The following is a 19883-nucleotide window of genomic DNA, read 5'->3' as shown; positions in this document are numbered from 1 at the left end:
TTTAGCTCTATGTTGCTACAGAGCCCTCAATGTTTCAACGAGTAGTAGATCTTTTCTGCCAGCCCTTGCGAAATACCCGGCACTTTTGCAATTTCCTCCATGCTGGCGTTGAGTAATCCTTGCAATCCGCCCATATACTTCAGCAGCATCTGACGACGTTTTGGCCCCACGCCTTCGATCGTCTCGAGTGAGCTGGTGTTTTTCACCTTCGCCCGTTTTTTGCGGTGACCGCTGATGGCGTGATCGTGCGATTCATCGCGAATATGCTGAATGACGTGCAGCGCCGGAGAGTCCGGCGGCAGGCTGAAGCCCTCACCTTCCGGCTCGAAGAACAGTGTCTCCAGACCGGCCTTACGATCGGCCCCTTTTGCGACGCCCAGCAGCAGCGGATGGTTTTTATCCCAGCTGACATCAAGCGATTCAAATACCGCTTTCGCCTGGCCGAGCTGCCCTTTCCCGCCGTCAATCAGGATCACATCCGGGATCTTGCTCTCTTCTATGGCTTTACCATAGCGACGACGCAGCACCTGATTCATCGCTGCATAGTCATCGCCCGGCGTGATGCCGGTGATGTTATAGCGGCGATACTCGGCGCGCAGCGGACCGTTAGCATCAAACACCACGCAGGACGCGACCGTCTGTTCACCCATCGTATGGCTGATGTCGAAACACTCCATCCGTTTCACTTCCGGCAGCTTCAGCAGCGCCGCCAGGGCCGTTAAACGCTGGTGCACCGTCGACTGCTGCGACAGCTTCGTGCTCAGCGCCGTTGCCGCGTTGGTCCGCGCCAACTTCAGATAACGCGCGCGATCGCCGCGCGGTTTGGTTTGAACATTGACCCGGCGCCCCGCCAGTTCAGAGAGCGAATCGGCCAGCAGGGTTTTATCGTCAAGATTAAAATCGAGCAGGATTTCAGAAGGCAGCGTGCGCATCTGGCTCCCCTGCAGATAGAACTGGCCGACAAAGGTTTCCACCACTTCGCCCAGTTCGGTACCGCCAGGCACTTTCGGGAAATAGCTGCGGCTGCCGAGCACTTTGCCCTGGCGAATAAACAGCACGTGCACGCAGGCCATTCCGGCGTCAAAGGCCACGCCGATGACGTCGAGATCGTCACCGGTATTTGAGACAAACTGTTTCTCCGTGACTCTGCGCACCGCCTGGATTTGATCGCGGATACGCGCGGCCTCTTCGAACTCGAGTGCGGCGCTGGCTTTTTCCATCCGCGCGATCAGCTGCGTTAACACCTGATCGTCCTTGCCGGCTAAGAACAGGCGCACATACTCCACCTGCTGGGCATACTCTTCTTCACTCACCAGCCCGGCCACGCATGGCCCCAGGCAGCGGCCAATCTGGTACTGCAGGCACGGGCGCGAACGGTTACGGTAAACGCTGTTTTCACACTGGCGGATCGGGAAGATTTTTTGCAGCAGCGCCAGCGTTTCTCGCACGGCATAGCCGTTGGGGAACGGCCCGAAATATTCACCCTTCGCATGTTTTGCACCACGGTGCATGGCGAGGCGCGGATGGGTGTCGCCGCTCAGAAAGATGAACGGATAGGATTTATCATCACGCAGCAGGACGTTATAGCGCGGCTGGTAGAGCTTAATATAGTTGTGCTCAAGCAGCAGCGCTTCTGTCTCCGTGTGCGTGACGGTAACATCAATATTCTGGATGAGTGAGACCAGCGCTTCGGTCTTACGGGAGGCCAGGTTACTGCGAAAATAGCTGGAAAGGCGTTTTTTAAGATCTTTTGCCTTCCCCACATAGATAACCGTACCGCCAGCGTCATACATGCGATAGACGCCAGGCTGGCTGGTTACGGTTTTCAGAAATGCTTTTGAATCGAACACATCACTCACTGACTTAACAACGTCTCCGCATTACACAAACCATGTCGGATGGCCAGATGCGTCAGTTCGACGTCACCATGAATGTTCAGTTTACTGAACATCCGATAACGATAGCTGTTTACCGTTTTCGGGCTGAGATTCAGCTGTTCCGAGATCTCATTCACCTTCTGACCTTTGGTGATCATCAGCATAATCTGCAATTCACGCTCGGACAAACTGGCAAAGGGTGATTCGGTTTTCTCGGGCTCGATCTGACTCAGCGCCATCTGCTGAGCGATGTCGGACGCAATATAACGCTGTCCGGCATACACAGAACGGATAGCATTGACAACCTCCTGCGGTGCAGCACCTTTACTCAGGTAACCCGCCGCGCCCGCCTGCATCACTTTCGCGGGCAGTGGATTTTCGGTATGCACCGTCAGCATGATGACTTTAGTGTCTACAAAGGTACGCGCGATTTTGCGTGTTGCTTCAAGACCACCAATACCGGGCATGTTCATATCCATCAGCACCACATCGGCGGAGTGGGTACGGCACCATTTTACCGCATCTTCGCCACAGCATGCCTCACCGGCAACTTTAATACCTTTAATATCTTCAAGAATGCGTCGTATCCCTGCGCGCACCAGTTCGTGGTCATCAACAAGAAGGACGTTGATCAAAGGAAATGTCTCCAGAATAGGGATAACGCTACTGTGTGATAATTTGGTTTATATTAACGGTTTTCCTGACAAGATTAAAACGTTAAAAAACCGGCTATTCGATTTTGCTCTCGTTTTTGGAAATTAGGCTGTACAGGCGGTGGAAAGAGAGCCCGTGCATTCAGGGCTCTTGCAGCTTTTTTTAACCATCTGTATTCAAAAAGTTACAAAAAACGGGCTGGCTTAACCTGCGCAAAAACAGGGTTCAACTTTTTGTAACAATAATTAACGGCAAGCGAACCCGACCTAAACAATTAATAATCATTAAGCGGGTTGAGTTTACCGGTACGATCTGTTTACGCAATTAAACATCAGCGTAAAAGTACGAAAAACAACCGCTGCATTTTTTGCTTCAGCTTGTGGTATACTCCGCCGCCTTGACTTTCGTCGTCGCGCTTTAGCGCCGTTTAATAATGAGGAAAATAAATGAGCACACCTGAATTTGCCACTGCGGAGAATAACCAGGAACTGGCACAGGAAGTAAACTGCCTGAAAGCGCTGCTAACGCTGATGCTGCAGGCGATGGGCCAGGCTGATGCCGGTCGTGTGATCATTAAAATGGAAAAACAAATCGCGGAGATGGAAGACCAGGCTGAATCAGCGGTATTTGCTAACACCGTTAAGCAAATCAAGCAAGCGTACCGTCAGTAACAAAAAACGGCTGGATGCAGTGCATTCAGCCGTTCGCTCGTCTGTCACGCAGAACGTTTTACTGCGTCAAATCAGTCCCGTTGCCGCCGCATAGCACGCGATCTGCGTCTTGTTGGGCGCGTTGAATTTCTTCTGCATATTCTTCTGATGGAAGTTAACGGTATTCTCTGAGATCGACAGAATGATCGCTATTTCCGCTGACGTCTTCCCTTCCGCAGTCCATTTCAGAATTTCACGCTCGCGCTTGCTGAATTTCATTTCCGGCGGCATGACCATCTCATCGTCAAAACGCATCAGCGAGGTTAAGGCCATTTGCACCAGCATTTGCAACCGCAGCTCTATTTCTTCATGGGCTAATGGCCCTTCCTGTACACGCGTACGAGACACGGACAGGAAACCAAGCGCATGATTTGGCAGCATCAGGCACTGCGTTATTCCCGAGCGTAAACCGTGATCCTGGGCGCTGTGCCATAATTCCTGCGCCTCGGCGAATAATGCATCTGTCCAGGGGAGATGGCCCTGAATGAAATTCTCCGGTTTTAAAACCGGATCAATCGCGAAATAGTTCGCGGATTGATATTGCGCCATCCACAACTTTGGGTAAGTGGTTTGCAGGGAGATCTTAGGGCGGGTAAATGGCACGGGATGGCGCACGCAGAGCGCGTAATAATCGAATTCCAGCGCCTGAGTTTGTCGCTCCAGCTCCTGATATACCTCGGCGGCACAGGTCAATTCCTGAAACCGGAGGGAGCAATCCCGTCGCCAGGTGAAAAAGTCTAAATCCTTCATACTTACTAAATGAAGCCTCTGAACAGATAATCATTATTATGGTGAATATAAGCTAACACATAAAACTTTTTTCTAGCCACAAAATATCGGCAATAGCACAATTAACTTTACTATCGATAAGGTTTATCCGATCTGGATGGAATAAAAAAACAGAAGCCCTCGCGCAGAGGGAGAATAATTTGCTCCAGAGTCAATTTCTGGAGCAAATGCGTGCAAAAATGCTACTGCATAAGGAATTTTTCAAGGAATTGACGGGTTCGAGGCTGTTGAGGGTTAGCGAACAGGCTTTTCGCTGGCCCCTGCTCCACAATCCGTCCCTGATCCATAAAGATGGCTCTGTCAGCGACATCGCGCGCAAAGCTCATTTCATGGGTCACGATCACCATCGTACGTTTCTCCTGTGCCAGCTGGCGAATGGTGTTCAGCACCTCGCCCACCAGTTCCGGATCGAGCGCAGAGGTCGGTTCATCAAACAGGATCACGTCCGGGCGCATCGCCAGCGCGCGCGCAATCGCCACGCGCTGCTGCTGCCCGCCCGACAGGCGACGCGGATAGCTGGTCTCTTTCCCCGCCAGCCCGACTTTGGCGAGCAGTTCGCGAGCCCGCGCGGTCGCTTCCTCTTTAGGCTCACCTTTGACGATCACCGGCCCTTCGATGATGTTCTCCAGCACCGTACGATGCGGGAAAAGGTTGAAGTTCTGGAAAACAAAGCCGACATGCTGGCGCAGGCGGCGAATCAACCCTTTCTGTTGGCTGATGGATTTCCCGGTATCAATCGTGATCTCCCCGACCCGGATGGTACCGCCTTCCGGCTGTTCAAGCAGGTTAATGCTGCGCAGCAGCGTCGTCTTACCCGAACCGCTCGGTCCAATAATCGCCACCACTTCGCCCTGCTCGACTTCCAGATCGATCCCGTGGAGCACCGTTTGACCGTGGAATTTCTTCACCAGGTTTTTGACGTCAATTGCACTCATTTTGGATCACGCTCCTGGCGGTTAAGCTGGTTTTCGAAGTAGTTTTGCAGAGCAGACAGCACCGTCGCCATCACCCAGTAAATCAGCGAGGCGGCCAGATACATGGTAAAGACCTCAAGCGTACGGGAGGTAATGAGCTGTGCCTGACGGAAAAGCTCCGGAACCTGAATCGTTGCCGCCAGGGAGGTATCTTTCACCAGGCTGATAAAGCTGTTGCTGAGCGGCGGAAGCGCCACGCGTGCCGCCTGCGGCAGGATGGCCCGGCGCAGCGTCTGCCAGGGCGTCATCCCGATACTGGCCGCCGCTTCCCACTGCCCTTTGTCAATGGAGGAGATGGCCGCACGCAGGGTTTCGGAGGTGTACGCCGCGGTATTGAGCGACAGGCCAATCATCGCCGCTGGGATCGGATCCAGCTCGATTCCGAACTGCGGTAAGCCGTAGTAGATCATAAAGAGCTGGGCGATAAGCGGCGTGCCGCGAAACACGGAGATATAAAAGCGCGCCAGCCAGCGCACCGGCAGGACAGGCGACAAGCGCATTAAGGCCAGTATAAATCCCAGTACCAGCCCAAAGAACATCCCGCCGATACTGAGCTGCAACGTAAATACCGCACCTTTCAGCAGGTACGGCAGAGAATCAATAACCAGTTGAATACTTTCTTGCATTATTATTTTTCGACCTGATTTTTAGACATGAGGATGATAGGCAAACAGCGCAGGCGCTCCGCCGGTATGGACAAATAAAATCGGCCCTTCATCCTTAAAGCGTTTTTGCGCAATGCCGTCGATCAGTCCGGCCATCGCTTTGCCGGTATAGACCGGATCGAGCAGTATGCCCTCGAGGCGCGCCAGCAGTTTCACCGCTTCCATTCCCTCTTCGTTCGGCGTGCCGTAACCCGGCGCAAAATAGTCATCCCAGAGCAGAATATCGGCCTTGGCCTTCAGCTCCAGCTGCTCTGCAACCGCCTGCTGTAGCGTAACCACTTTCGGCTTCTGATCCGCCACGCTGCGGGACACCGTCACGCCAATCAGTTCGACCTCCGGAAGCAGTTGCTCCAGCCCCACCGCCAGCCCGGCATGGGTGCCCGCACTGCCGGACGCGACCACGACGGAGGAGAGACTCACCGCCTCCTCGCACTGCTGCGCGATTTCCAGCGCACTTTCCACGTACCCCAGCGCGCCCAGCGCATTCGAACCGCCGACGGGAATAACGTAGGGGCGAAAACCCTGCGCTTCCAGACGCGTCGCCAGCTCATCGAGCTGGGCGGTCGGGTCGGTCAGCGCGTCAACCATCTCAACCTGCACGTTAAACAGGTCTAACAGCAGGCGGTTACCGTTGGTGAGATAGTTTTCAGCCCGCGAGCCAATCGGGTTTTCCAGCAACGCCACGCAGTGGAGCCCAAGCTTCGCCGCCACGGCCGCCGTCTGGCGAACGTGGTTGGACTGGATGGCCCCGGCAGTGATGAGCGTATCCGCACCTTCGCGCAGGGCGTCCGCCGCCAGAAACTCCAGCTTGCGCAGCTTGTTGCCCCCCATCGCCATGGGCGTCACGTCATCACGCTTAATAAAAATATCGCGCCCTAAATAATCAGAAAATCGCGGGAGATACTCCAGCGGCGTCGGCGCGCCGATGAACTCCAGGCGGGGAAAGCGCGTTAAATTCTGTAGTGACATGGATGCTCCGGTAACTCAGACAAAATGTGATATTTTTCATTATGCACGCAGACGCGTAAGAAATAAAAAAGGCGCTTTTAAAAGCGCCTTTTTTTACGTCAGAAACTTATTTCGTGACGTCTGCCCCGAACCACTTCTCGGAAAGCGCCTTCAGGCTACCGTCTTTTTGCATGTCAGCAATCGCGGAATCAATCGCTTTCACCAGGTCTTCGTTACCTTTACGAACGGCCACGCCGGATTCCTGACGAGAGAACGCATCACCCGCTACCGCCAGGGTGTTGTTGGTTTTCTTCACCAGATCCAGTGCTGCCAGGCGGTCAACCAGAATGGCGTCGGTACGGCCCACGCGAAGATCCTGGTATTTCGTCGGGTCATCATCATAGGTGCGGATATCCACGCCCTGAACGTTCTGGCGCAGCCACTCTTCGTAGTTGGTTCCCAGACCGACACCGACTTTCTTCCCTTTCAGGTCCGCAGCCGTTTTGATGGTGCCTTCGTTGCCTTTCTTCACCAGCGCCTGAATACCGGACACGGTATACGGGGTGGAGAAGTCATACTTTTTCTTACGCTCGTCAGAGATGGTGACCTGGTTGATGACCACGTCAATGCGTTTCGAATCCAGCGACGCCAGCATACCGTCCCATTTGGTCGGTTTCAGGGACGCTTTCACGCCGAGGTGTTTTGCCAGCTCTTCAGCAAACTCCACTTCAAAACCGGTCAGCTTGCCGTCATCGCCCTGGAAGCTGAACGGAGGATAGGTACCTTCCAGCCCGACCAGCAGCGTACCGCGCTCTTTTACTTTATTCAGCAGGTTTTCTGCGGCGAACGTTTTCACGCTCATGCCCGCAACCAGCGCAACGGCCATAACACCCATCAGCGCCTGACGACCCAGAAGTGCAAATTTCATAAATACCCCGATATAGTGGAATTTTTACGTAGTGTAGAGAAATCGCCTGCAACGTCAAAAGGCGACTGCGCTACATCTTATTCTTTTTTAATATATATCAGAAGTTGTTCCGGCGTGGGCTTTCTGCTTTATGGCACCCGGCATTTGTACCTTATATTGTGCGTACTTGCGCAGCGCAATCCGGTAGTTGTTGGTGCTGGTCGCAGGCAGCCACGGCTCCAGGTTCTCGTCGAGATAACCGGTTTTGAGCAGATCGCGGGAAATGTTGTTCACGGTCAGATGTTGCCCGAGGCGGCGCAGGCGAACCACGTATTCGCGAACGGTGCCGTGGCTCATCTCCGTTTGTTCAAACAGGAACTGCTTGAAGCCGATAATGTCGAAGAAGTCGCTTTGCTCTTTGCAATGGAGATCGCCACAGAAACGGCAAAGCGCCACCCACTCTTTTTGCTCTTCGAGCCATGCTGCTTCGTCCATCAACGTGTCGAGGCGAGAGATTGCGATTTTATTCACGATCTCGCCGCGGCGAACCAGCGTGATACGATCGAGTAATTTGTTACAGTGGGCGCAATGCGTCTGGCTGTGTTTAAAGTCTTTCAGGTAGCGGCTTAAAGGCCGTCTTTTAGATTGCTGCACCGTCATGATAACTCCTGGTTGTCAATACGTTGTGCGGCATTTTTAAGGTGAATCAATCACCTATAACTTACCCAGCTTGGTTCGTAAGCGTTTAATGGCCTGGCTGTGCAGCTGGCTCACCCGCGACTCTCCCACCTCCAGAACAGCGCCAATCTCTTTGAGGTTAAGCTCTTCCTGGTAATAAAGGGTCAATACCAGCTGTTCGCGTTCAGGCAGAGCTTCAATCGCTTCCATGACGCGCTGGCGTAAATTCCCTTCCATTAAATGGTGTAACGGGTTTTCTTGCTGGTGCTCATCCGTCACCAGCTCGATGCTATCGCCATGCTCTTCTCGCCACTCGTCATAAGAGAAGAGTTGGCTATTATTGGTATCGAGCAACATCTGACGATACTCTTCAACAGCAATGCCAAGACGATCCGCCACTTCGGTTTCCGTTGCGTTGCGTCCCAGTTCCTGTTCCAGCTGCCCCATCGCATGCGCCACTTCGCGTGCGTTGCGGCGAACACTGCGCGGTACCCAGTCACGGCTGCGCAGCTCGTCCAGCATCGCACCACGAATACGCTGAACTGCGTAAGTCGTAAATGCCGTTCCTTGCAGAGCGTCGTATCGGTCAACTGCATTCAATAACCCGATACCGCCCGCCTGTAGCAGATCGTCGAGTTCCACGCTCGCCGGCAAGCGCACCTGGAGGCGCAATGCTTCGTGACGCACCAGCGGGACATAACGCTGCCACAGCGAGTGTTTATCCATTACACCTTCAGCGGTATAGAGTGAATTCACTATAAACAGCCCTGCGTTAGTTGAGTTATCGGCATGATTATCCGATTCTGGAGGGCAATCAATTGGATGAATAATGGGTGAAATGGGCGGTTATTTGCCTATTACTGTAATAACCTCGATTTCGGCACAGCATATAGAACGAGCTCAAAAGCCAGTTCCGGATGGTGGCCACGAAGATAAAAATGGTAATCAGCGCTGAGTGATTGAATATATTGTGGAATAGTCAGAAGATCTTCCGGCTTATGATAAAGACTAATCGCTAATAGTGGATGCCAGGCGCGAATGGTGCCAGCGGCGCCCTGGAGTGCTTTGAGCTCTGCACCTTCAACATCCATTTTTATGAAAGTGGCTTTACCGCCCTGCAAGATATTATCAATGCTATCGAGCTCAATTGTAACCGTATCGCTGCTTTGCTCCACAAGCCGAGAAGAGAGCGCATTCCCAGATTGAAAAGAGAGTACGGTTTTATTCTCCCATACCCCTTTTTGCACTGGCTGGCAGAATGGCCATTGTCGGGTATTGTCACAAAGCTGAGAAAAATTACCGGCATCTGGTTCGAAACCGACAATTTTCTCCGGCATCTCAACGCCTTGATTGACAACTTCCTGCATAAACGCGCCGATGCTATCACCATTGTAGGCACCGCAATCAATAAACACTTCGTTATTCTGAAGGCGGAGAATATCGGCAGGAAAATAGTGGGCTGGCTCGTATACTGCCTGGTAGTAGCCGCGGGTTGCGCTGAGACGCTGTTTAAGGAACGCGACCAGCGTTTCTCTTGAACGTTCGTCCGCGAGGCCGGCATAGACAGCTTCAAGGGTATCGCTATGCTCGTCACAAAACGACTGCGTATACCACAGCGTGGTGCTGACTCCGATAAAGGCAGGATCGTAAACCAGCACGTTTGCGCCGCCGCGGCGTAATTCCTGTTGCAATGCATCATGGACGTATTGCAGCGCAACGATACAGTTAAATTCACCGGGTTGTTCGATAAGGTCTTCAATTGACACCACCGGCAGACCATGGAAGGTCATGCCTTCAGTGATGTAATGTCGGTTTAACGCTATCTTATCGAGAGGCAAATTTTCCCGGAACATAAATTCCGCGGTCATCTGCCCAAGGCAACCGGCTCCATAGAGAACCAGCGGAAGTCCGTTGGCATGCATGTCGCGGATGCCCTTGAAGAAATGATTATCGTAGCCCTGTATCTGTTCCAGTAATGTCATGTAGTCCTCAGCTCAACCTTTATTAACGATGTAAATCGACTTTGGCAGACGTCACGGCGCTCTGCTGCGCTTTTTCGAGAAACTCGAGACCGCGAACGGCCGTATCACAACTGAAGCTATATCCCGTGGCATCACCGCGTAAACTGGCAGCGATGTCGGCATAGTAGTTAGCGAATGCCTCTATGAATCCGGCAGGATGCCCTGCTTTAAAACGACAATAGCGAGGCTGATTAGCCACAGTGTTATCTCCTGCCGTTCGATCAAGCAGACGCACGTTGCCATGCCGATCGGCGAGTCGGAGATATTCTGGCTCCATTTGCAGCCACTCTGCGCTGCCTTCTGACCCATATATACGGATTCGCAAACCATTGCGGTAACCGAGCGCCGCCTTGCCGTACCAGTAGTTACAGACCATGTCGTCGCTATAGCGGGAGATTAGGTTAACCGTATCGATAACGTCCGAAACACGGGCAAAGGTGCTGTTGATCGCATAGACATCTTCGGCTTGCTTATCCGTCAGAAACTCCACCAACTGGTGCACATGGACACCCAGGTCGAGCGAAACAGTAGGAATATCCCCATCAACTCGTCGCCATTCCTGAGGCTGAGGAACGCTGCCATCCTCGCGGCTGCGAATAAACCCTTCCTGGGGCATTTCAACCATAACATGCTGAATTTTCCCCAACTCGCCGCTAAGCAGACGCTTACGCAATTCGCGAACCATGGGATAACCGGTGTAGTTATAGGTGACGTACAGTTGTCCTTTCATCTCGAAGACTCGCCGGGCGATATCCCTCGCGTCGCCTACACTTGCAACCATCGCTTTTTCACTGATCACCGGCAGGCCATACTCCAGACAGGCCAGGATAATTTCACGGTGGGAGGGTGTTGGCGTCAGTATGACGACAGCATCCATCTGCGCATGTTGTTCTTCAAGTAACGTGACTGCGCTGGAGTAAATAGCCTCGTCTTTAACCCCCCAAGCTCGACCCGTCTGCTGGTTCAGCGACGTATCGCGGCTAAAGCAGCCCGTCGTAAGCTGAAAATGCCCGTCCATTTGACTAGCGATGTTGTGAGTAAGACCGATGGCAGAATTGATCCCACCGCCGATAAACCCGAGAGACAGAGGCCTGTGCATAATCCGGTCCTTACAATGAATTAAATGAGAAATAGTTTTTTAGCTGCGGCGTGTGGCGTGCCATGGCATTGAGTTCGGTAAACTCAGCAAAAACCAGTCCGGCGCGATCTTCAGGTGCTGGTGCGAGTTCATCGCCCGGCTGTTTCAGCGGGATAGTCTGAATGATCGTGGCTGGTAGCGGAGCGTAGCTGAAGCCAAAAAATCGGCTCTGACGTTCGCAAGAGACCGTATGGCGCGCAACGTATCGCTGGCGCGCCGGTCGCCGATTCGGGAACGCACTCTCCCCACCAATAAAGGGCAACACAAATTCACGGCAATAATCTACGCCCGTTGAGAGTTCAATTAATTTCGAGTAGAGATCGCCAGGGCATCGGCGGGTGACTTCAATCAACCAAAAATCCTGTTCGTCAGCGATGAGTTGCGTGTGCAACAAACCATCCACCAGAGCTAAGTCGCTGACAATGGCCTGCATACACTCGCTGATGCGGTCGCGCATCGGCTCGCTGAGATTGACGCTCAAGCAACTGCTATTTACCTGCCACGGATAGACCGTGCAAAACTCATCAACAAAAAATTCGCAGACAATTTGCCCATTGCGAATAAAAGCGGAATGGCTATATAGGGCCCCCTGGCAGAATGTTTCAATGACACACTGCCCTCCCGGCGATGCAGAGCAGGCGATATTTACCGCCTCATCCAGCTCTGACGGCTGATGAATAAGTGAAATCCCCATACCACTGTAAGCATCAACGGGTTTAACCAGCAGCGGGAAGGTTAGCGCGTGCGCGTCCTGCGGACTTCTCACAGCCCGCGGTATAGGGTAGCCTTGGCCGCTGGCCCATTTTCTGAAGCGATCTTTCAAAAAGAGAAGATCGCTGACCTCGGGTGAGTCGAAGCCTGGAAGGCCAAGCTCATCCGCCACACGGCAACCTGAAAGATAGGACACATCGGTTACGCCGGGGGATAGCGCAGTAATTTTTTCATTACGGGCAATAGCCAGTACGGCTTTGCTATCGGCATAATTTTGCACGCAGGTCGCGTCGGCATATTTCATACCTGCATCCTGAGCTTTGCCGCTACAGGCGAGCGTACGAAAACCCGCCGCTTTTATGGCCTGTTGTAACGGCAGTGAGGCAAAACCCGCATCCAGGATCATTGCAGTGCGCATCACGGTCATACTACGAGCCCCGAGTATATTGCCGACTCGTTAGACGGTACCTCACCAGACAGAGATGCGCGTCTAAGAGCATTCACTACGCGGTCTTGATCTTCTGGCGTTAATCCGGGATAAATTGGAAGGCACAGCACCTTGTCGGCGATATCATTGGCAACAGGCAGATGCTCTTCAGCAGAAGAAGGGAACCCCCTGTACATCGCAAAAGAACTGATTAACGGATAGAAATAGCGGCGAGTCAGAATGCCGTCAGCTTTAAATAATGTATAAACATCGTCGCGACTCATGCCAAATTTCGGTTCAATGAGCACCGGGAAATACGCATGGTTCCAGCTCACATCGTCTGGCACGTCGACAAACGTTAATCCTTCAAGCCCTTTTAACAGCTCGCGATAGCGATGATGAATCGCTTTGCGTTCTTCTAGAGCTTTATCAATATGCTTAAGTTGCAGAAGACCAAATGCCGCTTCCACTTCATTCATTTTGGCGTTTATGCCTGGTGCCACGATGCGGGTCTCACCGGCAAAACCAAAGTTCTTGAGATAGTCGATGCGCTGTTTAGTTTTAAGATCCTGGGAAATGATCGCCCCGCCTTCAAAGGTATTAAAAACTTTAGTGGCATGGAAGCTGAGTACCGACAAATCACCATGATTTAGAATACTGATATTATTTTTTCGAACGTTAAACGCATGTGCGGCATCATATATTACCCGTAAGCCATAGACGTCAGCAATTTTCTGTATTTTGTCGATATCGCAAGGGATGCCATAACAATGGACAGGTAAAATTGCCGTAGTATTTGGCGTAATTAATTCTTCAATGCAATCCGGATTAATATTATAGGTTCGTGGATCAATATCAGCGAAGACAGGCGTTAAGCCATTCCACAGCAAACTGTGTGAGGTCGCCACAAAGGAATACGGCGTAGTGATTACCTCTCCGCTCAGACGCAACGCCTGAAATGCTGTCAGCAGCGCCAACGTACCGTTAGCGAATAGAGACAGGTGCTTAACGCCAAGGTATTGCGCCAGAGCCTCTTCCAGCTGTTGGTGGAAAGGCCCGCCATTTGTCAGCGTCTTGTTTTGCCAGATTTTCTCCAGATAAGGAATAAATTCCTCCAAAGGGGGCAAAAATGGACTGGTTACGTAAATTTCATTCATAGCGTACCTCGGTATTGATACCGTTAAATTTTGCCCAAACTGCCAGACTGATTATCGATTGCCATTCACGAACGCTCCTCGGCAATAAGAAACGGACGCGGCTTTTCTCCCCGACAATAGATTTTCCATGCTTCACGCAGCGCCCGCTCAAAATTCTCGGCAATATTAAAATCTGGCAAGGGATTAACCGGGATCCTATCACGCATCCCCAGACGTATTTCAGCTAACTCTGGAATATGTTGACGCCAGCCTATTGCCTTATAAATATAATCATCCTCATCATCAGCGATAAACTGTTCCAGCCCGTAAGAACGCATAATATCTACGCCCTGCTGGCAGGGTATGGTCGGGCCATTCATGGTAATTGTCGGAACGCCCATCCAGGCTCCATGATGCGTCGTCGTTCCACCGCTGTAGGGGAAGGCATCCAGTAAAATATCGATTTCATGGTGCAGAGCAAGGTATTCGTCCAGTTCAACCAGTCCACGGAAAAGTAATCTGTTTTGCGAAACTCCGCGCTGTTTAAAGCGCTTCGTCATGGCAGAGATCATTTCAGCATCGGTCATATTACCGATTAAGAGACGACTCTCAGGGTAGCCCTGCAAAATTGCAGCCCAAGTATCCAGAACCTGGTCATTTATTTTTTTTGACCGGTTGAAGCTACCAAACGTGATAAAGCCATTGTGCAGGGCAGGTAAGGAGTTAATATCCGGGCTTCGCGGGTGAGGTTCGAAACTCTTACGCGTCGCCACGAACATCGCATTTTCCACCAGCTGTTTTTCAAGGGCCGGAGACTGTGCCAGGCTCGCCGAAAGCAAAATATAATCCATCTCTTTCATCCCGGTGGTGCCTGGGTAGCCTATCCATGTGATCTGGATCGGTGCCGGGCGCAGAGCGAAGACCGGTAGCCGGTTGTAAGCGGTATGGCCCGATAAATCGAACAGAATATCAATCCCATCTTCTGCGATCAGTTTCGCCAGCTCAATATCGCTGATAGCATCAACCTGGCGCCAAAGGGTAGCGCTCTGACGCAGGTGGCGATAAACGTCATCCTCTTCCAGGAAAAGCGTGTTATAGGCAACTAAATCATATTTTTCGCGATTGATGGCGTCCCAGTATGGCAGCAGGAAATTTGCCACCGGATGCTTACGCAAATCTCCGGAAACAAAACCGAGCCGAAGTTTGCGCTGAGGTTCCAGGGAATTAGTTAGCGCCAGCGTTACCCCGCTCTCTTCAGCCCAGGATGCCGTACGGCGGCCAAACTCGATATGCTTTTCCAGCAGCTCTTCAGCCTTCACGCTAGCGTCATGACTCATCACGAAAAGTAAATTGCTGAAGTAACCAAAATTGTAATTACTGAGCTCAACAGCTTTTTCCATAAAATAGCGTGCTTCTGCCATTTTATGGTTGTCACTCAGGACAATGCCGGTGAGTCCAAGCGAACTGGGGCCAGGATGCTGAAAACGCATAATTTCCCTACAGCATTTTTCAGCCAACGACATATCGCCGTAAGCATGGTGCAGCGATGCCATACTGAGCCAGTAATCAATATTTTTTTTATTCAGGCGCAATAAAGTACGGACAATGAGCCGCGAACCGTAAAACTCACGCTTGCGCTGAAGTACCGTGGCAAGATCATAGTAGATATCAAGGCTGGAAAAATAATATCCCATTAACGTGCAAAGCGATGCCAGAGCATCATCCCAGGCAGAGGTTAAGACGCACGTTTTTGAGTAGCAGCGAAGCACATGAATATTTTCGGTTTTTTTCTCCATCAATGCGCGGGCGTACTCCCGGGCTTCTTTAGAGCGCCCTTGTTGAATGAGACTGTTCGCTCGTGCATAAATGGCATCGACATCAGGATCGGCTAATTCGGATTCGGCGTTGCCCTTCAGCAACAATCCACCCTGTACCCTGTCGACGCTTAATAATAACAGCAGCGAAAGCTGCGATTTGAGTACGTCGATCATGCCCGCACGCAGAAAACACTGCAGATGTTTTTTCCACGCCTCAGGAGAGCCCGTCAGCAACCCTTTAATTTTCAGCGACGAGTAGTGTTGCCAGTTTGCTTGTCCTGCTTTGTTCATGTCGTACTGAAGATAACGCCACTCGTCGGGCGTTAAGGAAACCCACTCTCCCCACAAATTCATAACCCGCATGGCATCCACCGGACGTTCGGAAGGCAGCCCCCCCACCGGTGCCAGCTCATCGTTTTGCGCAGCGTTATACGGGCCAGGAGCCGCACTCCAAAAGAGACCGTCCGCGCCTGTCATAAACAGCGTTGTGAGGGCATCCAGGACCGTATCCTGATAATCCTCCTGCGTTTCAGGGGCGCGACAGTTGAGCAGTAGCTGCTCGAAACTTAAGGACATCGGCCAGACATTACCCAGCAATTCCATGATGCGGATAATGACGGCATTGTCGGTGCGAATGATTCGACCGTTGCTGTTCCTGAATTCATGCGGTGCTTTTGCGGGATCCATTTCGACCGGCACAAAGCTTCCGGCCCAGTGCAGGTTTCTAAGCTGATTAAGATCCGGCTTATTGGGAGGCTGGTGACTGTTCAGGTGACAAAGCAAAGTAAAGCGTTCTGAGCGCTGCACGGCATAGTCAAGATACTGCTGTGCCATTGTTCTGCTGGCTCCGGCACTGACGGCCTCGAGCAGTTCTTCAATTGTCGGATTATAATAGCTTCCTAGCTCTGACTGCGGAAGGATATCACCCAGATACTGCAGACCCACCTGTTCCGCCTGTGAACAGAAGGCAGCCAAAGTACATGCCCCGTCAGTCGGGGTTAAGAAGGCGAGAATCAGTGTGTTGTCGTCCATTTTTTCTGCACGTAGGACTTCGTTCTTGAGCGCACCTTCTTCCAGAGTTAATAGCATAAAACTCAACATGGCACGGGCAGAAGCCAGCAGATCGCTGCCCGCTTCTGCCCGTTCAAGATGAAAGCGTAGCGCTTCACCCAACGCAAGACGCGCTGAACTTCCCGGCAGTACAGACCATTTTATGGCGATAACACCATTGACGGATAAATGCGCGTGACACCACTGCAAGAGTGCTTCCCGCTCGCTTTTGCCCAGAAAAGCAAAACTCTGGTGGATAATGATGTAATCAAACTCACCGGGATCGACCGCAAGCAAATCCCCTAACCCTGCCTCAAACAGTTCAACGTTCTGGCATCCCAACCCTGCAACCAACTGTTTCCCCTTCAGGATCGCCTGTCCATCAATATCCACACCAATAGCTATACTCTCCGGGTTAGCCCAGGCGTGCATAATGAGGCTCGTTGCCGATCCACAGCCAATCTCCATGACACGAGCAAATGCAGGAACCGGCGTGGCCAGGAGATTAAGTGCCGCAGCAGCATAAAGGGCCTCAGTGCTGACCCGTTGGTTGGGATACATTGTCGTCACGTTTATTCCAGATTCTCGTTATTGCGGGGCAAATGTTTAGCGTTGGTATTTACCGATAAGCGTCGATTTAAACTCCTGACAGGGGCCCTCTGCTTTCATTGCTACCCAGCAAAACGCCTCATCCGCAGCGTGGCTATCCACTACTGTGGAACGCTCAGCACGGGTAATCGAATGCTGGTCTTGTGGCGAAAGGCTATCCAGGCACGCAAAGAGTGCGACCTGTTCAAGGCCCGGCGCACAGTTGCCGCTGGTGAGGTTAACGTCGATAAAGTGTGCGACCCTATCGAGATAGCGTTGTGCGATGCCGCAAGGCCTGGCGTAGATAAAACCGGCAAAGACTTCTTCCCAGAACGGCGAGTTTTCGGTTTGTAACAACATCAGCGACGCGTTGGGCTCGGCCCAGGGTTTACGCGCAAGAACATTTGAATTAATAGCAATAATAGGTGTATTAAAAGTGCTCAGAGCATGGCGCAGGAAAACAATGCGACGCGCAGCGCTGATCACTGCGGTGTCAGTATTGCTGGCGATCGTCTCATGGCTGGCAGAGAGATTGAGCTCAGGAAACTGTTCCCGAAGCGCCAGCAGACTTTCTTTTATCTCATTGCTGCCATTGAACACGTGAACGTGAACATCCAGGACGTCGCGATTGGTTTCATAGAGGGAGTAAAGCGTCGGTACAGCGTGTTCGAAATATTCCTCGCGAGTACAGGTTAGCAACACCGTCGTTTTGGTACCTGAGGTTTTTACAATCCAGTTTTCCCAGGCACCCTTCGCCGCGATGTACTCGCTCGCGTTAAGCGATCTAAAATCAATGTAAGAATCCGGAATGCCTCCAAGCCGGTAGATCCCACAGGTAATCATCAGCAGGGCCATAGGATCTTCACCAATAAGCAACGCATCGGCGGTCAATACCTGAATCACGACCATCGCCTGATTAAAGTCGTTTTCCATTAAACAGATCAGCAGCAGAATTTTCAGAACCGGAGCCGAGCTGCTTACCTGCGAAAGATTGTTGTTTATTATGAATAGCGCTGAGCTGATTTCATTTACGCGAAACAGTAGCTGAATGGCGGCGACAAGATAATGAATATTACTGTCGGCGTTTAATGCCGAGACAACATATTCGGTCAGCTGCGCACATTGGGATGAAGATAATATCTGTTTATCGCCAGTACGGGACTCATCAAGCGCACTGTTGGCCAGCACGATTGCGCACAACATGTTTTTTAAGGCCGAATCTTTGTTCGCCTCCAGCCCCGTTTCTGCCGCACGTATCATGGGTTCGAGGGTGGTAATATTGGCGCTCTTAAAGCTGAAGATTTCCGCCACGATGTTAGCGGGCATAACATCTGCTTCAGGGAGATCAATGAATCGGGTAAAGACATTCCGATAAAACTGACGCATGGCCCGGCTACGTGCGAATTCACTCATCTTATAACTCATCGATAAACTGTCGTCAGACGACCGGAAAAGGACATTTTAGGCAGAATAGCACTGCGTTACGGCGGGTGATGGCAGGAAAACGCTGCTAAATGCAGCCTTATTTTGAAGATTAAAGGTGAGTTTATTTCAGGATAAAAAGTGAAAAAAAAGGCTGCTGTTTCCAGCAACCTTTTTTAAATATTTGGCGTCTATTAACGCAGCAGGGACAGCATAGCCTGTGGAACCTGGTTTGCCTGAGACAGCACAGAAGTACCAGCCTGCTGCAGGATCTGCGCGCGAGACATGTTAGAAACTTCAGTTGCGTAGTCAGCGTCCTGGATACGGGACTGAGCAGCAGACAGGTTAGTGATAGAGTTGTTCAGGTTGTTGATGGTAGATTCGAAACGGTTCTGAATCGCACCCATGTTAGAACGCGCGGTATCAATTTTGGAGATAGCGTTGTCTGCAGCAGTGATGAACGCTTTTGCAGTGCTGTTATCAGTGATAGTACCGGTCAGTCCAGAGTCGAGGCTGGTTGCTTTTGCGTTGATCAGTGCGCCAGTGGTGATAGCGATGCTATCAGTTGCGCCAGTACCTGCGCCAACCTGGATGTTCAGGGAAGCTGTCTGGCTACCGTCCAGCAGTTTTTTGCCGTTGAAGTTAGCAGCGCCAGCGATACGATCGATTTCACCCAAGCGCTGAGTGATTTCAGTGCTGATTGAGGTGTAGTCAGTAGTACCGTTAGTGTCGTTCGCAGCCTGAACAGCCAGCTCACGGATACGCTGTAAGTTGGAGTTGATCTCGTTCAGGTTACCTTCAGCGGTCTGAACCAGAGAGATACCGTCGTTAGCGTTACGTGCAGCCTGAGTCATCCCTTTGATCTGAGAGTTCATGCGGTTTGCAATTGCCTGACCAGCAGCGTCATCTTTAGAGCTGTTGATACGCAGACCGGAAGACAGACGCTCGATAGCGGTGCCCAGAGAAGACTGAGATTTGTTCAGGTTGTTCTGAGTGGTCAGGGACAACAGGTTAGTATTGATAACTGCCATAATTTTAATTCCTTCAAAAATGGTTTCTAGGGTCGGTGCCTAACACTCACGGCGTCTCTCACCGTCAACAAGGTTATCGACGCCCTTGCAGCAGACTTTAGAAAATATCGAAGAAAAAAATTAACCATTTGTTTTATATATATTTATTTAGCGAAATGGCACAAGGAATACCCAAGAGTTGTAAAATTATAAGGCTAATTGCTTCTTTTTTACCCTCCTCAATAACGTCATGTCAGACGTTAAAAGCGAGAAAATGAACGCTTATTACGCGATTATTTTTTAAAACTCGCCGTAAACTTTTTGCAAGATGGGCCGATAAACGACTGAAACATCCATTGAA

The 19883-nt window shown here is 51.4% G+C and carries 17 protein-coding genes; 1 reads left to right on the top strand and 16 read right to left on the bottom strand.

The window, feature by feature from the left end; translation table 11 throughout:
• Positions 1-26: 26 nt before the first annotated feature.
• On the bottom strand, positions 27-1859 hold the full coding sequence (gene uvrC, locus FHC52_RS06065) for an excinuclease ABC subunit UvrC (RefSeq protein ID WP_008500347.1): 1833 nt from the start codon (positions 1857-1859) through the stop codon (positions 27-29).
• Positions 1856-2512 (bottom strand): UvrY/SirA/GacA family response regulator transcription factor, encoded by a 657-nt coding sequence (uvrY, locus tag FHC52_RS06060; RefSeq protein WP_023293888.1) that lies wholly within the window; start codon positions 2510-2512, stop codon positions 1856-1858. The genes uvrC and uvrY overlap by 4 nt, the downstream gene beginning before the upstream one ends.
• Positions 2513-2977: 465 nt before the next feature.
• Here uvrY and FHC52_RS06055 point away from each other — a divergent pair, with 465 nt between their 5' ends.
• Positions 2978-3202: a DUF2594 family protein gene (locus FHC52_RS06055; RefSeq protein WP_008500345.1), complete on the top strand. Its 225-nt coding sequence runs from the start codon at positions 2978-2980 to the stop codon at positions 3200-3202.
• 66 nt (positions 3203-3268) lie between these two features.
• Here the strand turns inward: FHC52_RS06055 and sdiA are convergent, their stop codons facing one another.
• The 14 genes from sdiA to FHC52_RS05985 all read right to left on the bottom strand — a co-directional run bounded on the left by sdiA (position 3269) and on the right by FHC52_RS05985 (position 19543).
• The gene (gene sdiA / locus FHC52_RS06050) at positions 3269-3991 is read right to left on the bottom strand and encodes a transcriptional regulator SdiA (RefSeq protein WP_008500344.1); all 723 of its coding nucleotides are present in this window, start codon (positions 3989-3991) and stop codon (positions 3269-3271) included.
• A gap of 221 nt (positions 3992-4212) precedes the next feature.
• A complete protein-coding gene (tcyN, locus tag FHC52_RS06045) occupies positions 4213-4965 on the bottom strand; it encodes an L-cystine ABC transporter ATP-binding protein TcyN (RefSeq protein ID WP_008500343.1) in 753 nt (250 codons plus the stop codon).
• Positions 4962-5630, bottom strand: coding sequence for a cystine ABC transporter permease (gene tcyL, locus FHC52_RS06040; protein ID WP_008500342.1), 669 nt, complete (start codon positions 5628-5630; stop codon positions 4962-4964). Before tcyL ends, tcyN begins: the two co-directional genes overlap by 4 nt.
• A 21-nt stretch (positions 5631-5651) precedes the next feature.
• Entirely contained in the window at positions 5652-6638 is a 987-nt protein-coding gene (gene dcyD / locus FHC52_RS06035; protein WP_220419969.1) for a D-cysteine desulfhydrase, read from the bottom strand.
• 106 nt (positions 6639-6744) lie between these two features.
• Positions 6745-7545, bottom strand: coding sequence for a cystine ABC transporter substrate-binding protein (gene tcyJ / locus FHC52_RS06030; RefSeq protein ID WP_021240470.1), 801 nt, complete (start codon positions 7543-7545; stop codon positions 6745-6747).
• An 87-nt stretch (positions 7546-7632) separates the two neighbouring features.
• Positions 7633-8184 carry a flagella biosynthesis regulatory protein FliZ gene (gene fliZ / locus FHC52_RS06025; protein ID WP_008500339.1) on the bottom strand — a complete coding sequence of 184 codons (552 nt, stop codon included), beginning with the start codon at positions 8182-8184 and terminating at the stop codon, positions 7633-7635.
• A gap of 54 nt (positions 8185-8238) precedes the next feature.
• Positions 8239-8958 carry an RNA polymerase sigma factor FliA gene (locus FHC52_RS06020; RefSeq protein ID WP_008500338.1) on the bottom strand — a complete coding sequence of 240 codons (720 nt, stop codon included), beginning with the start codon at positions 8956-8958 and terminating at the stop codon, positions 8239-8241.
• 101 nt (positions 8959-9059) lie between these two features.
• Positions 9060-10184: an FkbM family methyltransferase gene (locus tag FHC52_RS06015; protein WP_126288297.1), complete on the bottom strand. Its 1125-nt coding sequence runs from the start codon at positions 10182-10184 to the stop codon at positions 9060-9062.
• 22 nt (positions 10185-10206) lie between these two features.
• Positions 10207-11322: a Gfo/Idh/MocA family protein gene (locus FHC52_RS06010; RefSeq protein ID WP_032652538.1), complete on the bottom strand. Its 1116-nt coding sequence runs from the start codon at positions 11320-11322 to the stop codon at positions 10207-10209.
• A 10-nt stretch (positions 11323-11332) separates the two neighbouring features.
• A complete protein-coding gene (locus FHC52_RS06005) occupies positions 11333-12499 on the bottom strand; it encodes an acetyl-CoA carboxylase biotin carboxylase subunit family protein (protein WP_046092827.1) in 1167 nt (388 codons plus the stop codon).
• Positions 12496-13656, bottom strand: coding sequence for a DegT/DnrJ/EryC1/StrS aminotransferase family protein (locus FHC52_RS06000; RefSeq protein WP_032652542.1), 1161 nt, complete (start codon positions 13654-13656; stop codon positions 12496-12498). The genes FHC52_RS06005 and FHC52_RS06000 overlap by 4 nt, the downstream gene beginning before the upstream one ends.
• 65 nt (positions 13657-13721) lie before the next feature.
• Entirely contained in the window at positions 13722-17063 is a 3342-nt protein-coding gene (locus FHC52_RS05995; protein WP_220419973.1) for a bifunctional class I SAM-dependent methyltransferase/glycosyltransferase, read from the bottom strand.
• Between the two features lie 45 nt (positions 17064-17108).
• Entirely contained in the window at positions 17109-18503 is a 1395-nt protein-coding gene (locus FHC52_RS05990) for a hypothetical protein (RefSeq protein WP_032652547.1), read from the bottom strand.
• A gap of 203 nt (positions 18504-18706) precedes the next feature.
• Positions 18707-19543, bottom strand: coding sequence for a flagellin (locus tag FHC52_RS05985; RefSeq protein ID WP_023618406.1), 837 nt, complete (start codon positions 19541-19543; stop codon positions 18707-18709).
• Positions 19544-19883: the final 340 nt, after the last annotated feature.

Origin of the sequence: Enterobacter sp. EC_64 (assembly GCF_019584165.1) — a bacterium.
GTDB classification, from domain to species: Bacteria; Pseudomonadota; Gammaproteobacteria; order Enterobacterales; family Enterobacteriaceae; genus Enterobacter; species Enterobacter roggenkampii.
The sequence above is the reverse complement of the archived record's forward strand: the minus strand, read 5'-3'. Positions and strand labels throughout refer to the sequence as shown.